This window comes from Mesorhizobium sp. LCM 4576, from assembly GCF_001854815.1.
Taxonomy (GTDB): Bacteria; Pseudomonadota; Alphaproteobacteria; order Rhizobiales; family Rhizobiaceae; genus Mesorhizobium; species Mesorhizobium plurifarium.
Map to the genome: position 1 here is coordinate 124,687 of NZ_MDDT01000009.1, position 23,621 is coordinate 148,307.

The 23,621-nt window shown below is 65.2% G+C and carries 15 protein-coding genes; 8 read left to right on the forward strand and 7 right to left on the reverse strand.

All coding sequences use genetic code 11. The features are described from left to right. Positions 1-4: 4 nt before the first annotated feature. The gene (gene tssI / locus LCM4576_RS04435; protein ID WP_071030714.1) at positions 5-2,329 is read right to left on the reverse strand and encodes a type VI secretion system tip protein VgrG; all 2,325 of its coding nucleotides are present in this window, start codon (positions 2,327-2,329) and stop codon (positions 5-7) included. 307 nt (positions 2,330-2,636) lie between these two features. Between tssI and tagH the strand changes: the two genes are divergently transcribed. From tagH to LCM4576_RS04470, 7 genes are all read left to right on the forward strand, one after another. Beyond that, positions 2,637-3,719: a type VI secretion system-associated FHA domain protein TagH gene (tagH, locus tag LCM4576_RS04440; RefSeq protein WP_071030715.1), complete on the forward strand. Its 1,083-nt coding sequence runs from the start codon at positions 2,637-2,639 to the stop codon at positions 3,717-3,719. Positions 3,720-4,118: 399 nt separating this feature from the next. Then, positions 4,119-5,648: a type VI secretion system protein TssL, long form gene (gene tssL, locus LCM4576_RS04445; protein WP_071030716.1), complete on the forward strand. Its 1,530-nt coding sequence runs from the start codon at positions 4,119-4,121 to the stop codon at positions 5,646-5,648. Next, positions 5,648-9,175, forward strand: coding sequence for a type VI secretion system membrane subunit TssM (gene tssM / locus LCM4576_RS04450; RefSeq protein WP_198540204.1), 3,528 nt, complete (start codon positions 5,648-5,650; stop codon positions 9,173-9,175). Before tssL ends, tssM begins: the two co-directional genes overlap by 1 nt. 117 nt (positions 9,176-9,292) lie before the next feature. Further along, positions 9,293-10,072: a PP2C family serine/threonine-protein phosphatase gene (locus LCM4576_RS04455; RefSeq protein WP_071030718.1), complete on the forward strand. Its 780-nt coding sequence runs from the start codon at positions 9,293-9,295 to the stop codon at positions 10,070-10,072. Further along, positions 10,069-12,579, forward strand: coding sequence for a serine/threonine-protein kinase (locus tag LCM4576_RS04460; protein ID WP_071030719.1), 2,511 nt, complete (start codon positions 10,069-10,071; stop codon positions 12,577-12,579). The genes LCM4576_RS04455 and LCM4576_RS04460 overlap by 4 nt, the downstream gene beginning before the upstream one ends. 11 nt (positions 12,580-12,590) lie before the next feature. Further along, positions 12,591-13,085: a DUF1036 domain-containing protein gene (locus tag LCM4576_RS04465; RefSeq protein WP_083361302.1), complete on the forward strand. Its 495-nt coding sequence runs from the start codon at positions 12,591-12,593 to the stop codon at positions 13,083-13,085. Next, on the forward strand, positions 13,082-15,523 hold the full coding sequence (locus LCM4576_RS04470; protein ID WP_071030721.1) for a M23 family metallopeptidase: 2,442 nt from the start codon (positions 13,082-13,084) through the stop codon (positions 15,521-15,523). Before LCM4576_RS04465 ends, LCM4576_RS04470 begins: the two co-directional genes overlap by 4 nt. A 51-nt stretch (positions 15,524-15,574) precedes the next feature. On the opposite strand, the gene LCM4576_RS04475 is transcribed toward LCM4576_RS04470, so the two are convergent. Beyond that, positions 15,575-16,111, reverse strand: coding sequence for an OmpA family protein (locus tag LCM4576_RS04475; protein WP_071030722.1), 537 nt, complete (start codon positions 16,109-16,111; stop codon positions 15,575-15,577). Positions 16,112-16,302: 191 nt separating this feature from the next. Here LCM4576_RS04475 and LCM4576_RS04480 point away from each other — a divergent pair, with 191 nt between their 5' ends. Further along, on the forward strand, positions 16,303-16,863 hold the full coding sequence (locus tag LCM4576_RS04480; RefSeq protein WP_244510636.1) for a DUF6931 family protein: 561 nt from the start codon (positions 16,303-16,305) through the stop codon (positions 16,861-16,863). A gap of 13 nt (positions 16,864-16,876) precedes the next feature. Here the strand turns inward: LCM4576_RS04480 and LCM4576_RS04485 are convergent, their stop codons facing one another. From LCM4576_RS04485 to LCM4576_RS04505, 5 genes are all read right to left on the reverse strand, one after another. Beyond that, a complete protein-coding gene (locus tag LCM4576_RS04485) occupies positions 16,877-18,115 on the reverse strand; it encodes a caspase domain-containing protein (RefSeq protein WP_244508465.1) in 1,239 nt (412 codons plus the stop codon). Positions 18,116-18,122: 7 nt separating this feature from the next. Further along, positions 18,123-19,211: an OmpA family protein gene (locus LCM4576_RS04490; RefSeq protein WP_071030724.1), complete on the reverse strand. Its 1,089-nt coding sequence runs from the start codon at positions 19,209-19,211 to the stop codon at positions 18,123-18,125. Positions 19,212-19,360: 149 nt separating this feature from the next. Then, positions 19,361-19,627: a hypothetical protein gene (locus LCM4576_RS04495; protein ID WP_244510630.1), complete on the reverse strand. Its 267-nt coding sequence runs from the start codon at positions 19,625-19,627 to the stop codon at positions 19,361-19,363. A 17-nt stretch (positions 19,628-19,644) separates the two neighbouring features. Beyond that, the gene (locus LCM4576_RS04500; protein ID WP_071030725.1) at positions 19,645-22,194 is read right to left on the reverse strand and encodes a caspase family protein; all 2,550 of its coding nucleotides are present in this window, start codon (positions 22,192-22,194) and stop codon (positions 19,645-19,647) included. Between the two features lie 244 nt (positions 22,195-22,438). After that, positions 22,439-23,557, reverse strand: a complete 1,119-nt coding sequence (locus LCM4576_RS04505; RefSeq protein ID WP_071030726.1) for a branched-chain amino acid ABC transporter substrate-binding protein — start codon at positions 23,555-23,557, stop codon at positions 22,439-22,441. Positions 23,558-23,621: the final 64 nt, after the last annotated feature.

A 23,621-nucleotide genomic window follows, 5' to 3' on the forward strand; every position in this document is an offset into this window, starting at 1 on the left:
TCCCTCAATTCTCACTGATGGTCGAGCCCTTGATGACCACGTCGCTCGACGCCTTGATGCTGATCTTGCCCGACCCCTTGACCGAAATGTCCTTGCCTTCGATCGCGATCGTGCCGTCCTTCTTCATCATGATCTTCGCCGATCCGGTCTGGATCAGTATTTCGTCGCCGGCATCGATCACCAGCTTCTTGCCGACCTTGATCGAGCTGTCCTCGCCGACGCTGATTGCGCTGCCTTTTGCAATGCCCAGCGTGTGGGCGCCTCCAACGCTCGTGGAGTCATCGGCACCAATGCTGGCGCTGCGCGCCGCGCCAACGCTGAACGACTGAGCGCTTCCGACGGCTACACTTTGATTGGCGCCGACATTGACGGTTTGCGAGGCACCGATGTCCCAGCTGTCCGCGGCGCCAATGCTGTGGCTTTGGTTGATCCCCACGCTCACCGACCGTGTCGCACCAATCGTGTTCGTCTGCGAGGCGCCGACCGATCGCGCTTCCGCTGCCCCCACCGTATCGACGCGCGCGACACCCACCGTGACCGTCTGATTGAGCCCCACGGTCTGCGAATGGTTGGCGTCGATRTTCTCGGTCGAGTTGGCGACGACGTGGATCGTCTCGTTGGCCATAACCGTCAGCGACCGGTTCGCGCCCACCGTCTCGGTGTCGTTCGAGCCGATGTTGGTGGTCTGGTCGACGCCGATCTTGACCGTCTTGTTGTTGCCCACGTCCTCATCGAGGTTGTGGCCGACGGAGTGCTTGGCGTCGTGGTCGATGCGGTCGGACTGGTCGTGCTGGACCGTCTTGTTGCGGTCGTGCTTGATCAGCAGGTGGTGGTCCTTCTGAGCCTGGAAATTGACCAGCTCGGAGCCGGCCTTGTCCTCGAACATCAGTTCGTTGTAGCCGCCGCCACCTTTCGAGGAATTCGACTTCCATCCGGATTGCGTGGCGTTGCCCGGCAGCCCGTAGGGCGGCATCTGCGAGGCGTTGTAGACGCGGCCGGTGATGATCGGCAGGTCCGGATCGCCCTCGATGAAATCGACGATGACCTCCTGGCCGATGCGCGGGATCTGGATGAAGCCCCAATTGCTGCCGGCCCAGGTCTGCGAGACGCGCACGAAGCAGGATGAGTTCTRGTCCTTCTTGCCGAGCCGGTCCCAGTGGAACTGCACCTTCACGCGGGCATATTTGTCGGTGAATATCTCCTCACCCGAAGGGCCGACGACGGTCGCGGTCTGCGGCCCGCGCATGATCGGCCGCGGCGTGATGCGCGGCGGCCGGTAGGGCAATTTGGTGGGCGCAACGCCAAGCACCACCTTGAAATTCTCGCTGTGGGCCTCGTTCTGGGTCCGGTAGCCGGGATCGAACAGCCGGTATTCGGCGCTGACCACCAGATAGTCCTGGTTCTGGTCGTCGCGCGGAAAACTTTCGAGCGTGAACTTGCAGCCGGAAAAAAGGCCGCGCACCGTGCCAACCGCCGTGCTGTGCTGGTGCACGGCCTGAAGTTCCTCGCGGCGGATCCCGGYGATCTTGTCGCCGCGCCCGACATCGAGATGGGCGCCCGGCTGGCGATAGTTCTCGCCAGAGGCTTCCTTATGGGCGAAGGGCTGGGCGGATTTCGCCATCAGATCGGCGCCGGGCTTCTCGAAATCATAGTCCGTATGCGCATAAGCGCCCGGCCGCACCGCGCTGCCAGGGATCCATTCGGTGATGTATTCGACATCGCGCCGCGAGGCCTGGCCCTCGAAGTTGTAGAGCACCTTCTCGTAGCCGGGCGCCGGCTTCAGCTTGCTCATCGCATCGCAGAGGATGAGCGTGTGCTTGCCCTCGTCGTGCTCGAAGAAATAGAAGATGCCTTCGTGCTCGAGCAGCCGCTGCACGAAATCGAGATCGCTCTCGTCATACTGCACGCAGTATTCGCGCTGGGGATAGGATCCCTGCAGCCGCTTCTCGAACTTGGCGATGCCGTATTTCGAGAAGATCTTCTCGACGATCTCCACCGCCGTCATGTTCTGGAAGATGCGGCAGTCGGTGGTGTTGCCTAGGAACCAGAGCCACGGCCTGACGGTCGCCTCGTAGAAGGCCAGCCGGTCCTCGATRCGGGTCAGCTTGAAATCCGACACGAGGCCGCTGAACCAGCGCTTAGGATCGGATTCGCCCTCGACCGAAACGACACCGCCCAGCATCTTCAACGGGTCGATGTCGCGGTTCTTCGAGACGAAGCCGACCGTATAGGCGAAACAACRGCTGATCTCATCTCGGCCGATGAGATGGGTGAAGGTCAGGTCGGCGCCAGCCGGCGTCTGTACTACCGTGGCACGTTCGTTCRGCATGGGTCGTGCCCCTCCTCGACGCGGCCGCCAGTGTGATGGTTTGAAGCCCCCGCTCTATTAACTGCATCACATTCGGGAGCGTTCGAGTTCACCGCACCGTACCGAGGCCAGCCTAGCACATGTTTGGAGGAGGCCAAATAACAGCGATGGCTAAAGCGCGCCCGCGCACCGGTGTGAAACGCTCCTCTCCCACTCAGCGTGCAAGCTGCTAGAATACCGAGGCAATTTCGGGACAGCGCGTAGCGGTTTCCGTCCGGAGTTGCGCCAAAGATAAGCATTTGTTGACCAAGTTCGGCGACGCTTCCGGATGTTCATCTCTCTCCAGATCAGCAATGCCGACAGGCTGCCGGCCGGGACCGCCGCCAGCTATGCCGCCCGCGACCGCAGCTTCGAGATCGGCCGCGAGAATTGCGACTGGACGCTGTCCGATCCGGACAAGTTCATCTCGGGCCGGCATTGCGAGGTCCGCTACCAGGCGGGTTCGTTCTGGCTCTACGACCTTTCGCGCAACGGCACTTTCATCAACGGTTCGAGCCAGCGCATGGCCGGGCCGCACCGGCTGGCCCAAGGCGACCGGCTGCTGATCGGCCGCTATGTCGTCACCGTTTCGATCGAAGACGAACGGGCCGCGACCGGGCATCCGCAGACCAGGGCCGGGTCAACACAGCGCGAGCTGCCGCCTTCGACCGGCCGGCCCGCGGATCCCGGCCATGAGCCGTTCTTCAGTCCGGCGGAACAGCGCTCCACCGGGGCGGCGGCGGTGTCGACATCGTCGGCGTTGCAACAGCCGGGGCTGGCAGCCCCACCCAATCGACCCGYGGAGGCGGACGCGATATTGCGGCAGATCGCCAGGGCGGCTGGCATCGCGCCGGACTTGCTGCAATCGCGCGACCCGCACGAGATCGCGGCCGAGATCGGCGCGGTGCTGAGGATCACGGTCGAGCAACTGTCGCTTCTGCTCAAGGCGCGCGCGGCGGCGAAGGTGCTCGCCAAGAGCGCCCACCGCACGATGATCGGCGCCGAGGACAACAACCCGCTGAAATTCGTGCCGGGCACCGACGACATATTGGAGATCATGTTCGCCAAGCGCAGGGCCGGCTATCTCGATGCCAGGCACAGCGTCGAGGACGCGTTCCGCGACCTGAAGGCGCATGAGATCGCAACCTATGCCGCCATGCAGGCCGCGCTGTCGCGGCTGCTCGACGACCTGTCGCCGGAGGCGATCGCCAGGAAGATCCCGCCTGCGTCCTTCTCGTCCAGGAAGAGCCAGGCCTGGGATGYGCTCGTCGCGACCTGGCGGACGATGGAAGACAAGCACGAGAACGGCATGCTCGATGTCTTCCTCGCCTATTTCGCCGAAGCCTACGCCAAGGCCGACAAGCAGAAATAGCCGCAGGGGCACTAGGGCATTTCACCGTTTCACGGAAACGGTGAAATGCCCAGTCTTCTTGTTTTCACGCAATTCCGGACGGAAAACCGCTCACACTTTTTCTGGAATTGCTCGAACCGCGCCCGCCGTATGTGACCGGCCTCATAGAAGAAGCCACCTCTTCGAGCATGTTGCTTCCTGATTTCAATCGGCGGCCCCGTTTCAATTGGGTATCCGGGCGACTAGAATGCGCATGGACGCTTGCCCGGCGGGCAAAGCGGCGCGGCTTGGGGCGTGTGCAGCAATGTCATGTTTCGGCGAGATGAGCCTTTCCATGCGGCCCGCCGCCGAGGCTCAGCCTGAAGCAAGTTTCCTCCGGCGAAGGCATGTTCGTCGCGCCGCGACGGTGGGGCGCCGCCGATGAGCTCGAAAGACGATCCTTCCAGGCCGGCGGACAAGACCGTCATCCGCGCGCCACGGCCGAAGCAGAAGCCGCTTGCGGCTGCCGCGAATTCCGGCCCGGAAAGCRCACGGCCTGCTCCATCCCCTGCCCGCGAAGCGACAGTGTTCGACCCCGGCGGCGGCCGGCAGATGCCAACCGGCTGGTCGTCCGGAACCGTGCTCTTTCAGGGGCCAAGTCCCGGAGCGGCCRCAAATGCGGCGCCGGGGCTGCCGCAGAATGCCCTGATCGACGCGGCCAATGGCGTGCGATACGCCGCGGCCAATCCAATCCTCGCCGCTGCGGCGCCGCTGCTGATGCTCTTCGGCCAGTTGCGGCTGATRCCGGTCGAACGGCAAGCCGCGCCCTTGGCCGAGCATATCGCCGACGCGATCGAGAGTTTCGACCGTGCGATCGCCAAAGCCGGCGTGGCCGAGGAAGATGCGCGGATCGCCAAATTCGCCCTTTGCGAAACCGCCGACGACCTCGTCGGCAACCTGCCCTGGCCAAGCAAGGACAGCTGGCTACCGCACAGCCTGGTGACCCGGTTCTTCCACACCCAACCGACGGGCGCCGGCTTCTACGAAGCGCTGAACAACATCCTCGCCAGGCCGGAAGCGCATTACGACCTGCTCGAACTGATGCATGCCTGCCTGTCGCTGGGTTTCGAGGGCCAGTATCGGGGTCTGGCCCAACAACGAAACACGCTCGAACGCGTCCGGCGCGATGTCTACGACACGCTGCGCTACTTCAAGCCGCGCGCCGGCGACGACATCTCGCCGCGCTGGCAAGGCATGGCGGCGGCGTTGCCGAAGCCGAGGGYGCGGCTGCCGCTCTGGGCGGTCGCGGCCGCCGCGGCGACGCTGGTGACGGCAGCCTTCTTCGGACTGCGGGTGCTCATCACCGACGAAGGCGACGCTACCGCCGGCGAGTTGCTGGCGCTCAATCCCTCGACGCCCGTCACCATCGAGCGCGCCAGCGTGGCGCCCACTGAGCCGGCGCAAGCCAGCCCGCCACCGCCCGTGGTTCCAGATACCACCCAGATCGATCGCATCCGCGCCGCACTTGCCAAGGAGATCGCCGGCGGCGGACTGAGCGTCGGCGAGAAAGGCGAATTCATCGTCGTCGAGATCAACAACCAGCTCTTGTTCGCCTCCGGCCAGGCAGAGTTGAAGGCTCAGTTCAAGCCAGTCGCCGCCGACATCGCCACCGCGCTCGACGCCGAACCCGGACCGATCAACATCATCGGCCATACCGACAATGTGAAGCCGAAGAAGTCGAGCCAGTTCAAATCGAATTTCGACCTTTCCGTCGCCCGCGCCAAAGCCGTCCAGGCATTGATGGCCAAGCAATTGAAGGACCCGACGCGGCTCAGTGCCGACGGCAAGGGCGAGGACGAACCGATCGCCGACAACGGCACGGCCGACGGCCGCGCCAGGAACCGCCGCGTCGACGTGATGGTTCCGAAACAGGAGAGTTTGCAGACCGGCGTGGCGGAGAACGGCGACTGATGCGCTGGCTGCTGCGGATCTTCAGCCTGGCTGCGCTTGCCGGTTTCTCGGCGGCGGTCTGGTATGCCGGGCCGCTGATCCGCTTTGAAGACACGCACCCGCTTGGTCCCGTGTGGCTCAGGGCCACGATCATCGGCGTCAGCGTCGCGGTGCTCGCGCTGTTCTACGGGATCCGATTCTGGCAGCGCCGCAAGGCGCAAAAGGCGCTCGAAACGGCCATCGCGCGCAGCGACGAGCGCGACGACGATTCACAGGTGCTCGAAGCGCGCATGGGCGAAGCGATCGCGACGCTGAAGCGGATGAGCGGCAAGCGCAATTTCCTCTATGACATCCCCTGGTACATCATCATCGGCCCGCCCGGCGCCGGCAAGACGACGGCGCTGGTCAATTCCGGGCTGAAATTCCCRCTTGCCGGCTCCGGCAGCGCGCAGCCGGTGGCCGGCGTCGGCGGCACGCGGTCCTGCGACTGGTGGTTCACCGACGAGGCGGTGCTGATCGATACGGCCGGCCGCTATACGACGCAGGAATCGGACCGCGAGCGCGACAGAGCGAGCTGGCTCGCCTTCCTGGGGCTGCTCAAGAAACAGCGCACCCGGCAACCGATCAACGGCGTCATCCTCGCCATCAGCCTTGCCGACCTGGTCGGCTTCGACGACCGGCAGCTCGACGCGCATGTCAGCGAGATCAGGAGCCGCCTGCGCGAACTGCACGAGACGCTGAAGATCCAGTTCCCGGTCTATCTGCTCTTCACCAAGGCCGATCTCGTCACCGGCTTCATGGATTATTTCGGCAACCTTGACGAGACGCGCAGGCGCAAGGTGTGGGGCGCGACATTCCAGACGGYCGACCGCACCAAAAACATGACGGGCGACGCGCCGGCAGAATTCGACGGACTRGCCAAGCGGCTCGCCGAAGACGTCGCCGACCGCCTGCAGGAAGAGACCGACCCTGTAGCGCGGATCGCGCTGTTCGGTTTTCCGGCACAGTTCGGCGCGCTGAGGAACCGGATAACCCAATTTATCGGCAGCCTGTTCGATRCCTCGCGGTCACAGGTCAATGTCAGCCTGCGCGGGCTCTATTTCTCGTCGGGCAMCCAGGAAGGGACGCCTTTCGACCAGGTGCTTGGCGCGATCGGCCGCAGTTTCGGCAGTGCTTCGCAAGCGCATCTTTCCGGCGCCGGCAAGAGCTTCTTCCTGCATGACCTGCTGACCAAGGTGATCTTCCCGGAATCGGGCTGGGTGTCGTTCGACCGGGCCGCCGAACGGCGCGCCAGGCTGGCCAGGTTCGGCGGCCTGGCCGCGATCGCGCTGGCGGCCTTGGCGGCACTCGGCGCGCTGGGCCTCAGCTTCTTCGCCAACAGAGAGCTGATCGCCTCCACAAGGCAAGCCGTGGCGCATTATCGTGACAGCGCCGATGCGCTGCTCAAGAGCACCACGGTGACCGACGTCGACCTCGAAAACGTCATCGGTCCGCTCGACCAGTTGCGCAACCTGCCGGCCGGTTTCGAAAATGGCGACCAGGCAAAGCCGATCGAGGAGACGTTCGGGCTCAGCCAGCGCGCGCGGCTGCTGTCGGCCTCCAAGACCGCCTACCGGCAGGCACTGGAGCGGACCTTCCGCTCGCGGCTGCTGGTGCAGGCGGAGCGGACGATCCAGGCCAGGATGGCCGATCCGATCGCGCTCTACGAGCCACTGAAGATCTACCTGATGCTGGGCGGCAAGGCGCCGAAGGTCGATGACGAGCTGATCGTCTCGTGGATGAAGCAGGACTGGGAAGAGAACCGCTACCCCGGCGAGAACAACCGCGAGGGCCGCGCACAACTCGAAAAGCACCTGCGCGCGATGCTTTCGCTCGACGACGCCTACGATCCAACCTTCGCGCTCAACCAGCCGCTGGTCGAGGCCGCGCAGCGCTCGCTCGGACGCATGAGCCTCGCCGACCGCGCCTCGGCGCAGATCAAGTCGGCGGTCTACGCGGCAAGGCTGCAGGATTTCTCCATCGCCGCGAAAGCCGGTCCGGAAGCGCAGCTGCTGTTCGAGCGCACGGACGGCAGCGAACTTGCCGATCTTCAGGTCCCCGGCCTTTATACACGCGCCGGGTTCAACCGCTTCTTCCTGCCGCAGCTCTCGCGCATCGCGCAGATGCTCGTCGACGACCAATGGGTGCTCGGCGGCGGCGGTGAGCAGGGCGGCATCGACCAGGACCTGCCCAAGCTCGGTCCCGAACTCATCGACCGTTACGGCAAGGAATTCGCCGCCGCCTGGAACGGCGCGCTCGACCAATTGAAGCTCAAGGCGATGCTGAAGGACAAGCCGCAATATCTCGCGCTCTCCGCCGTCGCCGCGCCGGACTCACCTCTCGACCAGCTCTTCACCGCAATCGCCGATGAGACCGCATTGACGAAGGACAGCACCGCCGAGGGCGACACCGGCATGGCGCAGCAGGATCCAGCYGGCATGGCCAAGGGCCTCGCCCGCATCGGCCTGCAGGTCGCCGGGGGGAAGTCGCAAAGCCGCGCCGGCGCAAGCCCGGCCGTTGCGCAGAATGYCGGCGCGAGCGTCGAGGCGCAGTTCCGTTCGTTCCAGGCGCTGGTCGGCGGAGCCGCCGGGCGCCGGCCGCTCGATGCGCTGACGCAGAACTTCCACGACATCTTCCAGAGCCTGAAGCTCGCGGCCGATGTCCCCACGCAGACCGAACGCGTCAACGCCAATCTGCAGCTCCAGATCTCGACATTGCGCGCCAATGTCTCGCGCCTGCCCAAGCCGCTGGCGCGCATGGTCAACGCGGCGGCCGACGAATTCGAAGGCAATGTCGCCGAGGCTTCAGTCGCCAACCTCAACCAGAGCCTCGACCAGACGGTGACGCGCGCCTGCGAGGAGGCCGTCAACGGCCGCTATCCCTTCACCCGCGACGGCGCCGACGAGATCTCGATGGCGGATTTCACCAAGCTGTTCGCGCCGGGCGGCCTGATGGACCGCTTCTTCGCACAGAACCTTGCGCCGCTGATCGACATGACCGGCCAGGAATGGACCTGGAAACAGGATGCGCGTTCCAGCAAGGACCTTGCAAAATCGACCTTGAAGGCGTTCCAGGCGGCCGCGGAAATCCGCAACGCCTTCTTCCCTTCCGGCGGTTCGGTGCCCTCGGTCTCGATCACCATCACCCCCACCTCGATGAACAGTGAAGTCGACAGCGCCGTGCTCGACGTCGACGGGCAGACGGTCCAGAGCGCCCAGACCRGCAACGCGCCGAGCATCGTGACATGGCCGAGCGGCGCCGCTTCCGGGTCGGCGAGCCTCAGCCTCGTGCCGGAAATGCCTGGACGCGAGTCCGAGCTCAAATTCGAAGGACCGTGGGCGTTGAAGCGACTGTTCGACAAGGCGACCATCACCGGCGACGGCGCCAACATCGAGGCGCGTTTCGTGATCGGCGGACGCGATGTCGCCTACACGATCCAGGCCGGCTCGGGGGCCAATCCCTTGCTGCTGCCGGCCTTGTCCGGCTTCAGCTGTCCGAAGGCGTTCTGACATGGCTGGATCGCGCCTTCATTTCGATACTCTAATGTACACGCTTGTGGCAGAGTGGCTTGGGCACACGGCCCATGGCCGGTCACAGAGGACGCTCGCTGAGCGCTTGGTGGCAAATTGAGCACTGTCGCCCTCCCCATCGACAGCTTCGGCGTCAGCCACCAGGGCTGCGTGCGCGACCACAACGAGGACAACTACCTCATCGAACCGCAGACCGGGCTCTGGGTGGTGGYCGACGGCATGGGCGGGCATGAGGCCGGCGAAGTCGCCTCGGCCAGTATCGTCGATCACCTCGCGACAATCGGCATTGCGAGTTCGGCGCCGGACCTCCGCGCCCGCTTCGAGGACCGGCTCAGCCGCGCCAACGCCGAGATCCGCGACATATCGCGCTCGCGCGGCATCACTATCGGCTCCACTTTCGCGGCCCTGCTTGCCATGGATGGGCGCTTCGCCTGCCTGTGGGCCGGCGACAGCCGCATCTACCTTGTCCGCAACGGCTCGATCTTCCAGGTCTCGAAGGACCACACCGAGGTGCAGGAACTGCTCGACCGCGGCATGATCAGCGCGGAGGAAGCGCTGACCTGGCCGCGCCGCAACGTGATCACCCATGCGGTCGGCGTCAGCGACGAACTCGAGATCGATTTCCAGCAGGGCGAGCTGATGGCGGGCGACGTCTTCGTGCTGGGCACCGACGGACTGACCGCGCATGTCAGCGACGCCGAGATCGAGGCCGCAGTGAGGTCCGCCACGCCGCGGGCGGCCTGCCAGGCCCTCTTGGACATGGTGCTGGCGCGCGGCGGCACCGACAATGTGACCATCGTACTCGTGAAGATCGGCAGCGGGCATAGCGGCGCGCACCATTCGGATCGGTCCGCAGTGGAGGGCCTGGCCAGATGAGCGACGACGACAAGACACGGATAGCGGCGAACGTCACCTATGCCRGCGTCGGCACCCAGCTCAGCGGCATCTACGAGCTCGACGAGAGGATCGCGTCGGGCGGCATGGGCGAAGTCTATCGCGRCCACAACATCCAGACCGGCGACCATGTGGCGATCAAGATCGTGCTGCCCGAATTCGCCCGCGACCAGACAATCCTGTCGCTGTTCCGCAAGGAAGCGTCGATCCTCAATCATTTGTCGCACGACGCGGTGGTGCGCTACCACGTGTTCACAATCGATACGGGTATCGGCCGCCCCTATCTCGCGATGGAGTTCGTGGACGGCCAATCGCTGTTCGACGTCATGCGGCGCGGGCCCATGCCGGGGGAGGACGTGCGCCGGCTGTGCCATCGGCTCGCATCGGGCCTCGCCGCGGTGCACCAGGCGGGCGCCGTGCACCGCGACCTCTCGCCGGACAACATCATCCTGCCCGGCGGCCGGGTCGAGCGCGCGAAGATCATCGATTTCGGCATCGCCCGGTCGGCCACCGTCGGCGGCGAGACGCTGATCGGCGGCAAATTCGCCGGCAAATACAATTACGTTTCGCCGGAACAGCTCGGCCTCTATGGCGGCGAGGTCAGCGAGCAATCCGATATTTACAGCCTCGGGCTGGTGCTCGCTGCGGCGCTGCGCGGAAAGCCGCTCGACATGAGCGGGTCGCAATATGACGTCATCGAGAAACGCCGGACCGTGCCGGACCTGTCGGATATCGATCCCGATTTCCGCGAGCTCCTCGAAGCCATGCTGCAACCGGATCCGCGCGACCGGCCGGCGAGCATGGCCGAGATCGCCCGGGCGACGCGCGGCGAGGATCTCGAGCCGACATTGCCGCCGCCGGTGCCGTTCGGCGCGCGCGAACGTTCGGGCCTGCCGCGGGCCGGCTGGACGGCGCCGCCGGACCCGAAGCCCCAGCCTCCGGCGCCTCCCGGCGAGCCGCGCTTCGTCGAGCATGTGCGCCCGGCATATCTATCAGAGCAACGACCCGCGCCACCTGCCGCTCCCCCCAGCGCGCCCGCACCGGCTGCGCCCAAAAAGGCTTCGCGGATGCCGGCCATCGCCGGCGGCGTCGCGGCGCTCGCTGTCGTGGCGGCAGGCGGCCTCTATTTCAGCGGCGCCCTGGCGCCCACCCCAGTGGCGGAAACATCCAAGCCGCTGACGCCGAAGCCGGTCGCCGAAGCCGCCAAACCAGTGGCCGAAGCGCAGCAGCCGGAGGCGCAGAAACCACAGCCGCAAGCGCCGGTCGCGCCTCAGCCGGAGGCGCCGAAACCTGATACGGCGAAGCCGCCCGCCCAATCCAATGCGGAGGCTAAGACGCCCGTCGAGCAACCGGCGCCGCCAGCCACCCAGCCGGAGAGCGAGACCAACAGCCAGGCGCGTCTCCCGCAGGTCGAGACCAAACCGGTGCAACCCTCGGCACAACAGTCGTCAACGGCTGCGCCGGCTCCCGCGCCAACGGCCGCGGAAAGCCCGCCGGCGCAGCCGCCGAGCGAGCCGGCGGCCAAGACGCCGGAGCCGAGCCAGGCGGCTGAGAACAAGTCCACACAAGAGGCAAATCCGCCGGCGGCCAAGCCCAGCGTGAAAGACCTCGTGGACATGCTTTCCAAGCTGCCCAAGCCGAACGCGTCCCCGCCGCCGACCTCGCAAAACCAGGCGGCGGCGCAGYCAACCCCTCCGCCGGCCGAGCCGAAGGCGCAGACCCCGACAGCCAGCCAGCCGGAAACACCGGTAGAACCGGCGCAACAACCGCAAACACCGGCGGCCAAGCAGCCCGACATCGATGTCGCCATCAATGTGYCAAAGCCAGCGGTTCCGACACCGGAAGATGATATGGCCAAGTGGAACGACCAGCGCTCCTGGGTGCGCGATTTCAGCGGCGGCAGCTGTTTCTACGCGAACGTGACGTCGGGACCCGGCGCCGCCCCCACGATCGAGGGCTACGGAACGGTGGTCCAGCCCTTCGAGCAATTGCTCAGCGATTTCCAGTCCAGGTTCCATGTCGAGCCGGACATCAGCGTGCGCCTCATCACGCTCTCCCAGTGCGGCGTGCCCACTTTCCTGCGCTTCCTCGACCGGAGCTCGGCCGCGAAGCCGCAGCTTGTGCTGGACCGGACATCGGTCCCGGACGGCTCGCCGGTCAGCGGCGCGCTCTATACTGGCGGTGGGCTCGTCTCGAACATCATGCTGATCGACCACAAGGGCGTCGCCTTCAACCTCGACGATCGCATGGTGCCGCAGACCGACAAGGTGACCTTCAACATCCCGATCGGCCTCGCCGCCGCGGACAAGGCGGCCGGCAAGGCGGTGCCGCAGATCATGCTGGTGATCACCGGGCCCAAGGACATCCAGGCCGCGATGTTCTCCAGGCCGACGCCGGCCTCGGAGCTGTTGCCAAAAATCCTCGAGGAGATCGAGGCCGGCGGATCGCAGTTCTCGGCCACGGCCACCTATTTCCGGCTTGGCGGATAGCATGAACGCCGATGGACTTTCGCACCCTGCGCTCCCTGTACCAGCCCTCGCCACGCAAGCAGCGTAACTGGCTTCGCTCACTCTTGCCGGGCCGCATGACGCTTGCGGCGCTGCTCGGCGCGGCGCTCCTCTCGATCCTTTCGCCGGGCAAGGCGCATGCCGAATTCACCGTCTGCAACCAGACGCTCGACGTCGTCAATCTCGCGGTGGGACAGAAGGTCGACAATGCCGACCAGACGGACGGCTGGTGGACGATCGGCGCCAACCAGTGCGTCAATGTCATCCGCGAGGAGCTGACCAACCGCTACATCTATCTCTACGCGACGGACGTCTTCGGCCACGCGATCCTCAACGGGACGACCGAGATGTGCATCGACCGGCGGCGCTTCTCGATCCGCGGCATCGAGGAGTGCTGGCAGCGCGGCCATATCGCGGCGCGCTTCGTCGAGGTCGATACGCTCGAGYAGGTGCGCTGGACCTATTTCCTGACCGGAAACAGCCCGTGACGCACGCGATCGACACGAGCTTCAAACAGAAGAAGCTGGCGCGCTTGGCCGAGCRCCGGCGCAAGCTCTGGCGCGGAATCCTTGCAGGGGCCGCAACGCTCGCCGTCGTCGCTTTAGCCACCGRCTTCTACCTGACCAAGGACTATTGGTCGTTCGGCGACGAAGATGAAGAGCTGCATCCGGTCGAGGGCATGGAAGACGTGCCCCCCGACGCCTCGGTCTATGTGCCGGCGATCATCGATCTGGCCGGCRATCCGATGTGGATCACGCTGGCGCCCGATGCCGACACCGCAACGAAGGGCAAGACCGTCGCGCGTCCGGCCGAGCTCGACAGTTCAGGYGCTTCGCCGCAGATCGAAATCCTCTCCGACGTGATGCTGAGCGCCAGCGAAAAGTTCATGACGACGATCCCGTCGACGCAGGAGGATTTCGCCTTCTTCCAGGCGCAGCGGCAAGCCGCTCCGAAACCTTCGACAACGGCGCCCGACGACCGCCAGCCGGCCCCGCCCACCCCCGCCGCGGCGCCGAGCGATCAACAGGGCGATCCGCAAGGCGATCTGGCGAACGACCTCCAGGCGGCGCCGGACGAGAGCGACGCCGGCTCGGCGCCCAAGGCCGACGCCGACGACCCCGAGGCCGGGTGGGGCGAGACTATCGACCAGGGGGAAGCGGCACTGCCGGCCTTCAAGAAAACCGCGATCGAGAACAACACGACCGTCGCGACCGTCACCAGCGAATATCAGCGCTTCGAGGCGACCGAAGACACCTTCGTGAAGATCCTCAACGACCGCAGCCTGGACAGCGTGGCGCTCGATGCGCATTTCTCCGCCGACGACGCGAAGCTTGCGGGCGAGGCGCTGAAGACGCTGTTCAACCGCGACAGGCTGGAGRCCGGCTTTGTCGTGGCCATGCGCGGGTTCCGGCCGAACCGCGAGACGACGACCATGTCGCTGATGCAGGTCTCCGTCTATGCGAGGAACGTCTATGTCGGCACGCTGACGCGCAATGCGGCCGGGGCCTTCGTGTCGGGCGTCGACCCCTGGGTGCGCGAGGATCTGTTCAACTATTCCGGCGCTTCCGACCAGGGCGGGCCCAAGCGTCAGTACCGCCTGCTCGACGCGATCTATTCGACGGYGGCGCGCAACAAGGTGCCGACCAGCGTCATCGGCGAGGCGATCATGTATCTGTCGCGGGGGCAGGACCTCGACGCCTTCGCCAGCGAGGACCAGCGCCTGGTGCTGATCTATTCGCAGACGCCGCGCGGCCAAGGCGAGATCTCCGGGCGGGTGCTCTATGTCGGCGTCCAGGGCGCGGACAGGAGCCTCGACTGTTTCGTCTTCCAGCAGAGCGACGGCCAGTATGCCTGCGTGACCGGCGACGACCAGGTGCGCTCGCTCACCGTCACCAACGGCATGGTCACGCCGGTCGCCGGGGTGATGACCTCCACCTTCGGCCCGCGCAAGCATCCGATCCTCGGCACGGTCCGTATCCACAAGGGCGTCGACTGGGCGGCGCCGGTCGGCACGCCGATCATGGCCGCCTTCGACGGCGAGATCTCTTTCCAGGGCGATGGCGGCAGCTACGGCAATCTGGTGAAGATCACGCATGCCAACGGCCGCGAGACGCGTTACGCGCATATGCAGAAATTCGCCATCGCCAGCGGCGTCGGCACCAAGGTGAAGGCCGGYGACGTCATCGGCTATATCGGCACCACCGGGCTTTCGACCGGTCCGCATCTGCATTTCGAACTCTACCAGAATGGCGAGGCGATCGACCCGCTGGGGACGGTCACCACGGTGGCTACCGCCGTTGCCGTCAGTTCCGGCGGTTCCGGCGATACCGCCGTCGAAACGCTGACGGACCGGATCGTGCATGTCGAAAGCGGCGGCAGCGCGCGGGCCAAGAACCCGCTTTCCTCGGCGACCGGCGCCGGCCAGTTCATCTCCAAGACCTGGATCCGGATGATGAACACCTATCGGCCCGACCTCGCCCGCTCGCTGTCGACGGCCGACCTGCTTGCGCTTCGCTACGACGCGACGCTGTCGCGCGAAATGGTGCGCAACCTGGCGCGCGAGGGCGAGGCCTATCTGCGCGCCYGCGGCCACCAGATTACTGCCGGCCGCCTCTATCTTTGCCATTTCCTCGGCATGGAAGGCGCTGCCCAGGTTCTGGCGGCCCCCGGCTCGACGCAGTTGAGCGCGGTGCTCGGGTCGGCCGTCATCCAGGCCAACCCGTTCCTCACTGGCAAGACCGCCAGTTACGTCGTCGATTGGGCCGAGCGGAAGATGGGGCAGAAAGCGCCGCGCGTGGTGACCGATCAGGGCCAGCCGACGACGACCACGACCGAAGTCCGGCAGACCTCGCCGGAATTCGAAAAATACAAGCAGGCGATCACTGCGCTGATAGGCTCCATCCAGGACACGCTGGAGCCTGGCTAGCCCCGTAGGGAGCGCTGCCGTCCGTTGCGTCGCAATGAGCCGGCCGGCGGCCTATTCCGTCCGGATCCGCATTTCCACCCGGCGGTTGACCGGGTCGTAGGGGTTGGCGACGCGCGGGTGCGACTTGCCGAGGCCTATCGCTTCGAGCCGCGCCGATTCAACGCCGTTGGCTTCGAGGAAGGCGGCCACCGATTGCGCCMGTCGCTGCGACAGGTCCTGATTGTAGCGATCCGTGCCTGTCGCATCGGTGTGGCCTTCGACGACGAAGCTGAACGTGCTCAGCCTATTGTCCTTCAGCGCCTTGGCAAACTCGTCCAGCTCCGTGCGCGCGGTCTGGTCGAGCTGGGCCGAATCCAGGGCAAAATTGATCATCATGTCGAGGCCGGCCTTCTGAGGCGGCGCCTCGTTCTTCTCGGCCTTGCTCTTGCACTCTTCCTCGGTGCCGACGCAGATGCCGCGCGAGGCGCCAAGATTGCCTTGGCCGGCGAAGAATTTCACGATGTCTTCCGATTTCTGAAGCGGATCGGCGTAAACRTGCGTTGAAAAAAGCACGGCCGCCAATGCCAAGGCTGAGCTGCCCCACCGCATGACCGTCACTCCTGTTAGAACGGGCCTGTTTGAACGGGTTTTCGCTGGCGCGCACTATATCAAATCCCGAAACGATTGTCTGTGAACAAGCGCACGTTGCCAGTGGCTTCCGCCTGATAAAGGGGGAGGCTTGACCGGCACTCAGCCGCGGGCTTGAGTGTTGTTCTGCCGGTGCTCGGGGTGTGGCGGCCATGGCCAATGAACTCGGATACAGAACGGCGAGGGATCTGTTTCTTGCCTGTCCCGCGATCGCCCGGGACATGAAATCGCCGGCCGCCGCCCAACCCCCGCTGGAATTCTGCCGCGYTTTGCTCGCCGGGCGCGTGCCGGAGGAAGCCGTCACGTTCTGCGCCTATCTCCTGCCCGAGCGCGCCGCGGTCTGGTGGGGGCATGAATGCCTGAGCAATCTCGCCGAGCTCCTTGCCGAAGGGGATCTCGAATTGCTGGCGCTCGTCAATGACTGGGTGGGCGAACCCGGCAATCCTCGCCATCGCGCGGCGCTGAGCAGCGCCGTCGATCCGTCGCCGGCGACGCCGGCCGCATGGATCGCGCTGTCGGCAGCGTGGCGCGACCCGGCCTTCGACATGCTATCGACCGGATTTCCCGCCGCCCACGCCGTCAACGCCGGGATCCTGGCGGGGCTGGCCCGTGTCTCGACCGCGGATCRCTTTGACGTGCTTTCCGCCTTCGTCGAAATGGGCATCCAGATGGTGAAGATCGAGGCGCAACGACCATCGGTCGACGCGTATTAGAGCAGTTCAGCAATCATTTGCAGCCGCCTTGCGCCCACCGGGCGAGCGCGACCTTGAATCGGGTGCCGAGCGGATGCTGCAGGCGCAGGACGGAAACGTCATTGGCGGCGAAATTCTTCGCCTGCTCGCAGAGGCGGGTCTCATTCCACTCGTGACAGCCGTCGCAGTGCTTGCCCTGCCAGACCGATTTGTCGAGGCCTTCGACCGGGCTGAAAATCGGCTCACTCTTGATCAACTGGGCTATGCTCTTGCCGTCGATCACCGGGTCGCCGAACTTGACCGGGCGATCGAAAAAGATCGGCCCATCCGTCGCCAGCTTCGGGATCTTCTCCCGCAGCGCGTTGAGCGCAAGCTGGTCATCGGCCTGGCCGGGCGCCGCACCGGTGTTGCGCGTCCCGGAACCGGCTTCGGCCTGCGGCGGGTTCGCCTCGCCGACGATCAGCGGCGCGTTGAGGTCGACCTTGTGCAGCACGACCTCGGTGGTCAGCGAGACATTGATCCAGGGGCGCTGCTTGCCGGCGGTCGCCTTGAAGACGTCGCTGGTCACCCTGTTCATGGCTTCGGTGACGGAGACGTTGGATTCGCCGATATGCTGGAGCAGCGCCGTGGTGAAAGGCGAGTGGTCGCCCGACCCGTCATAGGCAAGCTGGTTCGGGCTGGCGGCGAAAGCGACCAGCGTGCCGGCGCCGCCATTCTCGATCGGGATCTCGGCAAGGCCGCTGCTTGCGCCCTTGATGCCGGTGGCCTTCGCCAGCACGTCGGCAAGCGGGTTGTCCCGGCAGGCGTCAAGGAACACCAGCCTTATGCTGGTCTCGCGCGACATCTGGCGCAGGATGAAATCGACCGAGACGGCCTCGAAGTCAAGCGAGGTCTCGTCCTCGAGCGCGGCATCGACCGGCAGCAGATAGTTCTTGCCGGAGACCTGCAGGCCATGGCCGGCATAGAAGAAAAGCGCGATGTCGGCGCCGCGCACCTCTCTGGCGAACTGCGCGACGGTAGCCTGCGTCTGCTGCTTGGTGAGGTCGAAGCCGGAAACCACCTGGAAGCCGAGGTCCTTGAGCCGCCCGGCCATGGCCTGCCCATCCCGCGCCGGATTGGCGAGGGCCGCCGCGTGCTGATATTGCGAGTTGCCGAGCACCAGCGCGACGCGCCGCTCGGCGCTCGCGGCCGTCAAGGTCAGGAGCAGGGTCAGCGCCACAAGTCCAGCGGCGCGAAACATGCCACCGCAAAAGGCGATCGGAGCGGAACTCACCGCCACCTCAGTTGGCGAGCTTCGTGGCGGAGAATTCGATCCGCCGGTTGAGCGCCTTGTTCTTGGGCGTGTCGTTGGCGGCGACCGGCTTGTCCTCGCCATAGCCGGCGGAGCTCAGCTGGTTGCGCGGAACGCCGTCGGCAATCAGCGCATCCGYGACCGCCTTGGCCCGCCGTTCAGAGAGCGCCTTGTTCGCCTCGGGCGATCCGTCGGAATCGGTGTAGCCGGACACCTCGACCTTGAGGGTCGGGCATTTGCCGACGACGCCTTCGACCTCGGCCAGCAGCGGGCGACTCTTCGCGTCGAGCCKGGCGCTTGCCTGGCGGAAATAGATGGCGCCGGTGCGCGAGAGCACGGCAAACCTGTTGAGGCACTCCTCGTCGCTGAAATTGGCCTTCGCCGCATCGGTGGCGACGGGACCGACCTCGGCGGTCGAGGCCGCAACGGTCTGCACGGCGGCCGGCTTGCCGCCGTCAGCGTTGAAGACGAAATCGAAGGACACCGAAGCGATCGGCACGATGTTGGTCACATTGGCGGCCTGCTGCAATTTGTCGATGTTGGGCAGGAGGCCGAAATCCTCGACATGGACAGCGACGGGCGCTTCCGAGGCGACGGAGACCTGGGTGTCGCTGATCATGGTGACGACGACGCTCGCCTCGAGATCCTTGCTGACGCCATGCAGGTTGAGGTGGAACGGCAAGGTCGTCTTCACCCGGCGCTTGGCCGGCAGGTCGGCGAACGCCGCCGGGTCCACCTTGGCCGTCACCTCGGCCGTCGGATAGGTGAATGTCTCGAAGAACAAGAAGCGCATGCGGACGTTGCGCAGGTCGACACCGGTATCGACGGAATTGAGGTCGAAGCTGATCTTCGCATCGCCGGCGGGACTCAGCGTGCCGGTGATGTTCCTGATCTTGTTGGTCTCGACGATCGTGTTCTTCTTGACCGACTGGTAGGTGAGCACCGAGGCGGACGGATCGAGCGTCCAGTTCGGCGCGGCGCCCGCAGCCTGCGATCCGAGGACCAGCAGCGTGGCAAGGATCAGGCAAAAGGCTACGGCCTCGGCTCGCGCTTTGCGCCAGAATGCGACTTCGAACATGGAACGCCCCCGCCAGGACAACCCGATCTCGATACCGGCACGTGGCCGGAGCATAGAGCACTTGCCCCGGCTTGGCGAGCGGTTACGTCGGGCTGCAGAAAAGCGACCCCCATCGCCATGCATCGGAAAGCATGGGGTCGGGGGCGTTATCACCACCCGCCGCCACCGCCACCACCATTGCCGCCGCCACCCAGAGGCGCAATGGTGGGTGGGGTTTCGTTCTTGACCGGTTTGATCACTTTCTTGGCGGTCACCTTCTTCTGCTTGACCACCTTCGGCGTCGTCGTCACGCGAACGTGCTTGGTACGATGTTTCGTTGTCGGCGCCGGTTCGAGCCTAGGCGCGATGGTCGTGCACCCAGCAACCGCAAAGGATAGGAATGTTGCGATGACCGCCTGCTTCAATGCCCTGCCCACCATTGCCTCCTTGTTGATCAGAACAGGTCCCGACGCGGATTGGCTTGCTCCCAAACCGCTCTGGCCGTCTTGATCAGTTGGTCGTCGACCGAGCCGCCCGCCGGGATTTTCGATTTGAGTTCGGAACGCAGTTGCTTGAGCGCAACCGACTTCGGCTTGTCTCCAAACTGCGCCAGCGTGGTGCGCGCGCCGGGCAACTCGTTGCGGAGGTCGAGCCCGGCGGCAAACGCCAGATAGCGGACGGCGACGACCTGATCGGATTTGTCGCCTTTCTGCATTTCGATGGCCGCGCGGTCGTATGCCGCCGAGTAGTCGCCACGGTCCGTCGCCAGTTCGAACAGCCGCTGCGCCTCGGCAAGATTCCGGTCCACGCCATCGCCGTCCCGGTACATGCGCGCAAGGCTGCCGGGCGCATAAGGCTGGCCAAGATCCATCGCCTTCTGGAACAGCGCCTGCGCCTGCTTGGTGTCCTTCTCGACGCCGCGCCCGCTGAGATAATTGCGGCCGAGAATGTTCATCGAATACATGTCCTGGCGTTCCACGCCCGCCTTGAGAAAAGCAACGGCGCGAGCCGGGTCGGCGGGCACGCCATTGCGACCTTCGGTGAAGATCGCGGCGAGATCGTTCATGGCATATGTATGACCCATGGCCGCTGCCTTGAGCAGCAGGTCCAGGCCCTTGCCGGTATCTCGCTCGACGCCAAGACCGTTGAACAGAGCGCGGCCCCAGGCGGTCATCCCATAGGGATCGCCCTTGTCGGATGCCTTCGCGTAGAAACCATTGGCTTTCTTGGGATCAACGGCCGTCCCAATTCCTGAAGAGGCAATGTAGCCAAGCTCGAACACCGCGCGGACATGTCCCTTGTCGGCAGCGTCCTGGATAGCTTTCTTCGCCTCGTCGACCTTGCCGGCGGCGAGCAGCGCGCGCCCGAGCTCGTAGTGGAAGCGGGCGACATCGGGATAGGCCTTCACCGCCGTCCGACAGGCCTCCACCGCGCCGGCGCCGATCTCGTTCGGCAACAGGCCGGGGACGACGCCCTGCAGGTCCAAGGGCTCGCCTGCCTGCGTGTCGCATGGATCGACACTTGGCGAGAGCTTCATCGTCGCCGGCTTGGACGAGGTATTGTCAGCCGTGATCTCGAAGCCGACGATCAACGGTTTTGCGGCGCCGATCTGCGGTTCGTAGCGCAGCTGATCGATTTCATTGGCCATCAGGCTCGATTGCGGCGACAAGGTCCGGTCCGGAAGGGACAGCGTCCCGGTCGCCGGATAACTCGCGAGCTTCAGGCTGACGCCCGGATCCTTGGTCGGGACATCCAGCTTCAGCGGCACGGGGCCGACACCGACGGGAATCTTGACGTCGCGGTTCTCGATCGCCTCGGCGGCGCCGGCGATGTGGATGCCGCGCTCCGCCACCTCCTGCTTCTGGTCGGACTCCAGCGAGGCCACGAGCTGCTTGCCCGCGGCACCGTCGCCATTCTTGACCCGGAACACCAGAATACCCTGCGATCCGCCGCCCCACTCGTCATGCGTGGCGTAGGCCAGCATGTCGACCTGGTCCTCGGCGTCGGCGCCCTTCGGCACATCCATAGCGAGCCGCGGCAGATCCTTGCCCTCTATCGGCTCGCCTGTCGCGACYGGCTTGCCGTCCAGGATCAGACGCCCCAGCGCCGGCGGTCGTTCGATGCTGACGGTGACCGCGCCGCCATCGACCTCGACCGGCACCGGCAGGTCGAGCACGACAGGCCCGACGCCCGACGGCACGGTCTTTTCCAGCACCGGCGGCAAAGCCGGCCGGTTGGCGCGACGCATCAGCACCACCTCGTCGATCAGCGAGGAATTCTCCCACGGAACCTGCGCCCCCTTGGTGGCCTCGACCACGTCGCGGYGCACGGCCGCCATGACCGAGCGTATCTCCTGGTTCGGCGCCAGCGCGCGGCGCGAGAAGGCGGATGAAAACGGGCTGAGATCGCCGGAGYCGTCATAGGCCACCGCACCCGGCTCGGTGGCAAACGCTATCAGCGTGTTCAACGAACTTTTCACCTGCGCCAGGCCGGTGCCGYCGGCCGCGATCAACTGGTCGCGCAGCCAGTAGTCCTTGCGCGGAAACGGGTTGTTGCGGCAGGCGTCGAGGATGATCACCTGGATCTTCGATTTGGCGCGCAATTGCTGCAGGACATCGTCCAGCTTGACCGCCTGGACCTCGATGTYGGCCGCAGCCTTGAGCGACGCGTCGACCGGGATCAGGAAATTCTCGCCGCCAATCTGAAAGCCGTGGCCCGAATAATAGACGACCGCCAGATCGGCGCCGTCGGCCGCCGCGAGATAGTTGCGGAACTCCTTCTCGAACTGGAGCTTCGTCAGGTCCTTGGCGACGAACACGTCGAAACCGGCCAGCCGGAAGGTGTTCGACACGTCCTCGGCATCCTTGTCGGGATTCTTCAGGGCCGGGATCTCGCGGTATTCGGAATTGCCGATGACAAGGGCAACCCTTCGATCGGCGCACGCCTGCACCGTCGTGAGGCCCACGAGGATCAAGGCTGCAATCAGCGCGCAGCACCGCAGCATGGCAAAATCCCTAACTGCTCGTCGRCCACAAGAACGCAGCTTGCGACATCGTGGTCTGTTAAAGACTTCACAATCTGCCAAGACGGCAAGGAAACGCGCCTGCGATGGCAAGGCAGGTCGCGTATCCAATAAACTGCTAAAATAACTCAGAGGCCCGGTCGCCGCAATGACCTCGGGCAGGCGTATCGAGGCGAGGACGCCCGGCTCATCCGGGCATCCTGAGATATGCAAGCGTGGGCGGCGTTTACTTCTCGGCGTATGTCGGCTTGCCGTCCGCGCCCTTCTTCCATTCGTAGATGACATAGTCGGGACGCGTGATGTCGCCCTTCTCGTCATAGCCGATGTCGCCGATCGCCGTCTTCCACGGGCCGCCTGCCTTGATGGTCGCGCCGACCTTCTGCGCGTCGTCGGCCGAGCCGGTCTTGTCGATCGCGGCGGCGACGATCTGGACCGCCGCGTAAGAGTAGAGCGTGTAGGCTTCCGGCTCGAAACCAGCGGCACGGAACTTTTCGACGATGTCCTTGGCGGCGGGGTTCTTGCGCGGGTCCGGCGAGAAGGTGTTCAAGGTGCCGATGACCGAATCGCCGGCGATCGAGGCAAGCTCGTTCGAGACCATTCCGTCGCCCGAAAACAGCGTCGCCTTCAGACCCTGGTCCRCCGACTGGCGCATGATCAGGCCGGCCTCTGTGTGGAGGCCGCCGAAATAAATCAGCGTGRCGCCCGCGGCCTTCATCTTGGCGATGAGCGCGGAGAAGTCCTTGTCGCCGACATTGATGCCTTCATACATCACCTCGGTGATGCCGTCGGCGTTCAGATCCTTCCTGGCGACATCGACGAGGCCCTGGCCGTAGGGCGTCTTGTCGTGGATGATGGCGATCTTGGCGTCCTTGAAGTTCGCGGCGATATAGTCACCGGCAACCTTTCCTTGCTGGTCGTCGCGGCCGCAGGTGCGGAAGGTGTTCCACAGGCCGCGCTCGGTGTATTGCGGATTGGTCGATGCCGGCGATATCTCGAGCACGCCGTTCTCGGCATAGACTTCCGAGGCGGGGATCGACACGCCCGAGTTGAAGTGGCCGACCACATATTTCACGCCGTCCGCGACGAATTTGTTGGCGACCGAAATGCCCTGCTTCGGATCGGAGACATCGTCGCCGATCTCGATCTTGATCTTCTGGCCGAGCACGCCGCCGGCCGCATTGATGTCGGCGGCGGCCTGCTCGGCGCCTTTCTGGAACTGGGCGCCGAAAGCCGCGTTCGGACCGGTGATCGGCCCGGCGACGCCGATGACGATGTCCGCCCTGGCATTGCCCGCGAAGGCGACAAGCGCGGCCGCCGCCACCGCCGACAAGAGATGTTTCTTCATATTAGGCTCCCATTTCGTGGCGGGCACTGATTGAAGCTTCGATGCGATGCCCACGTCCCGCGCA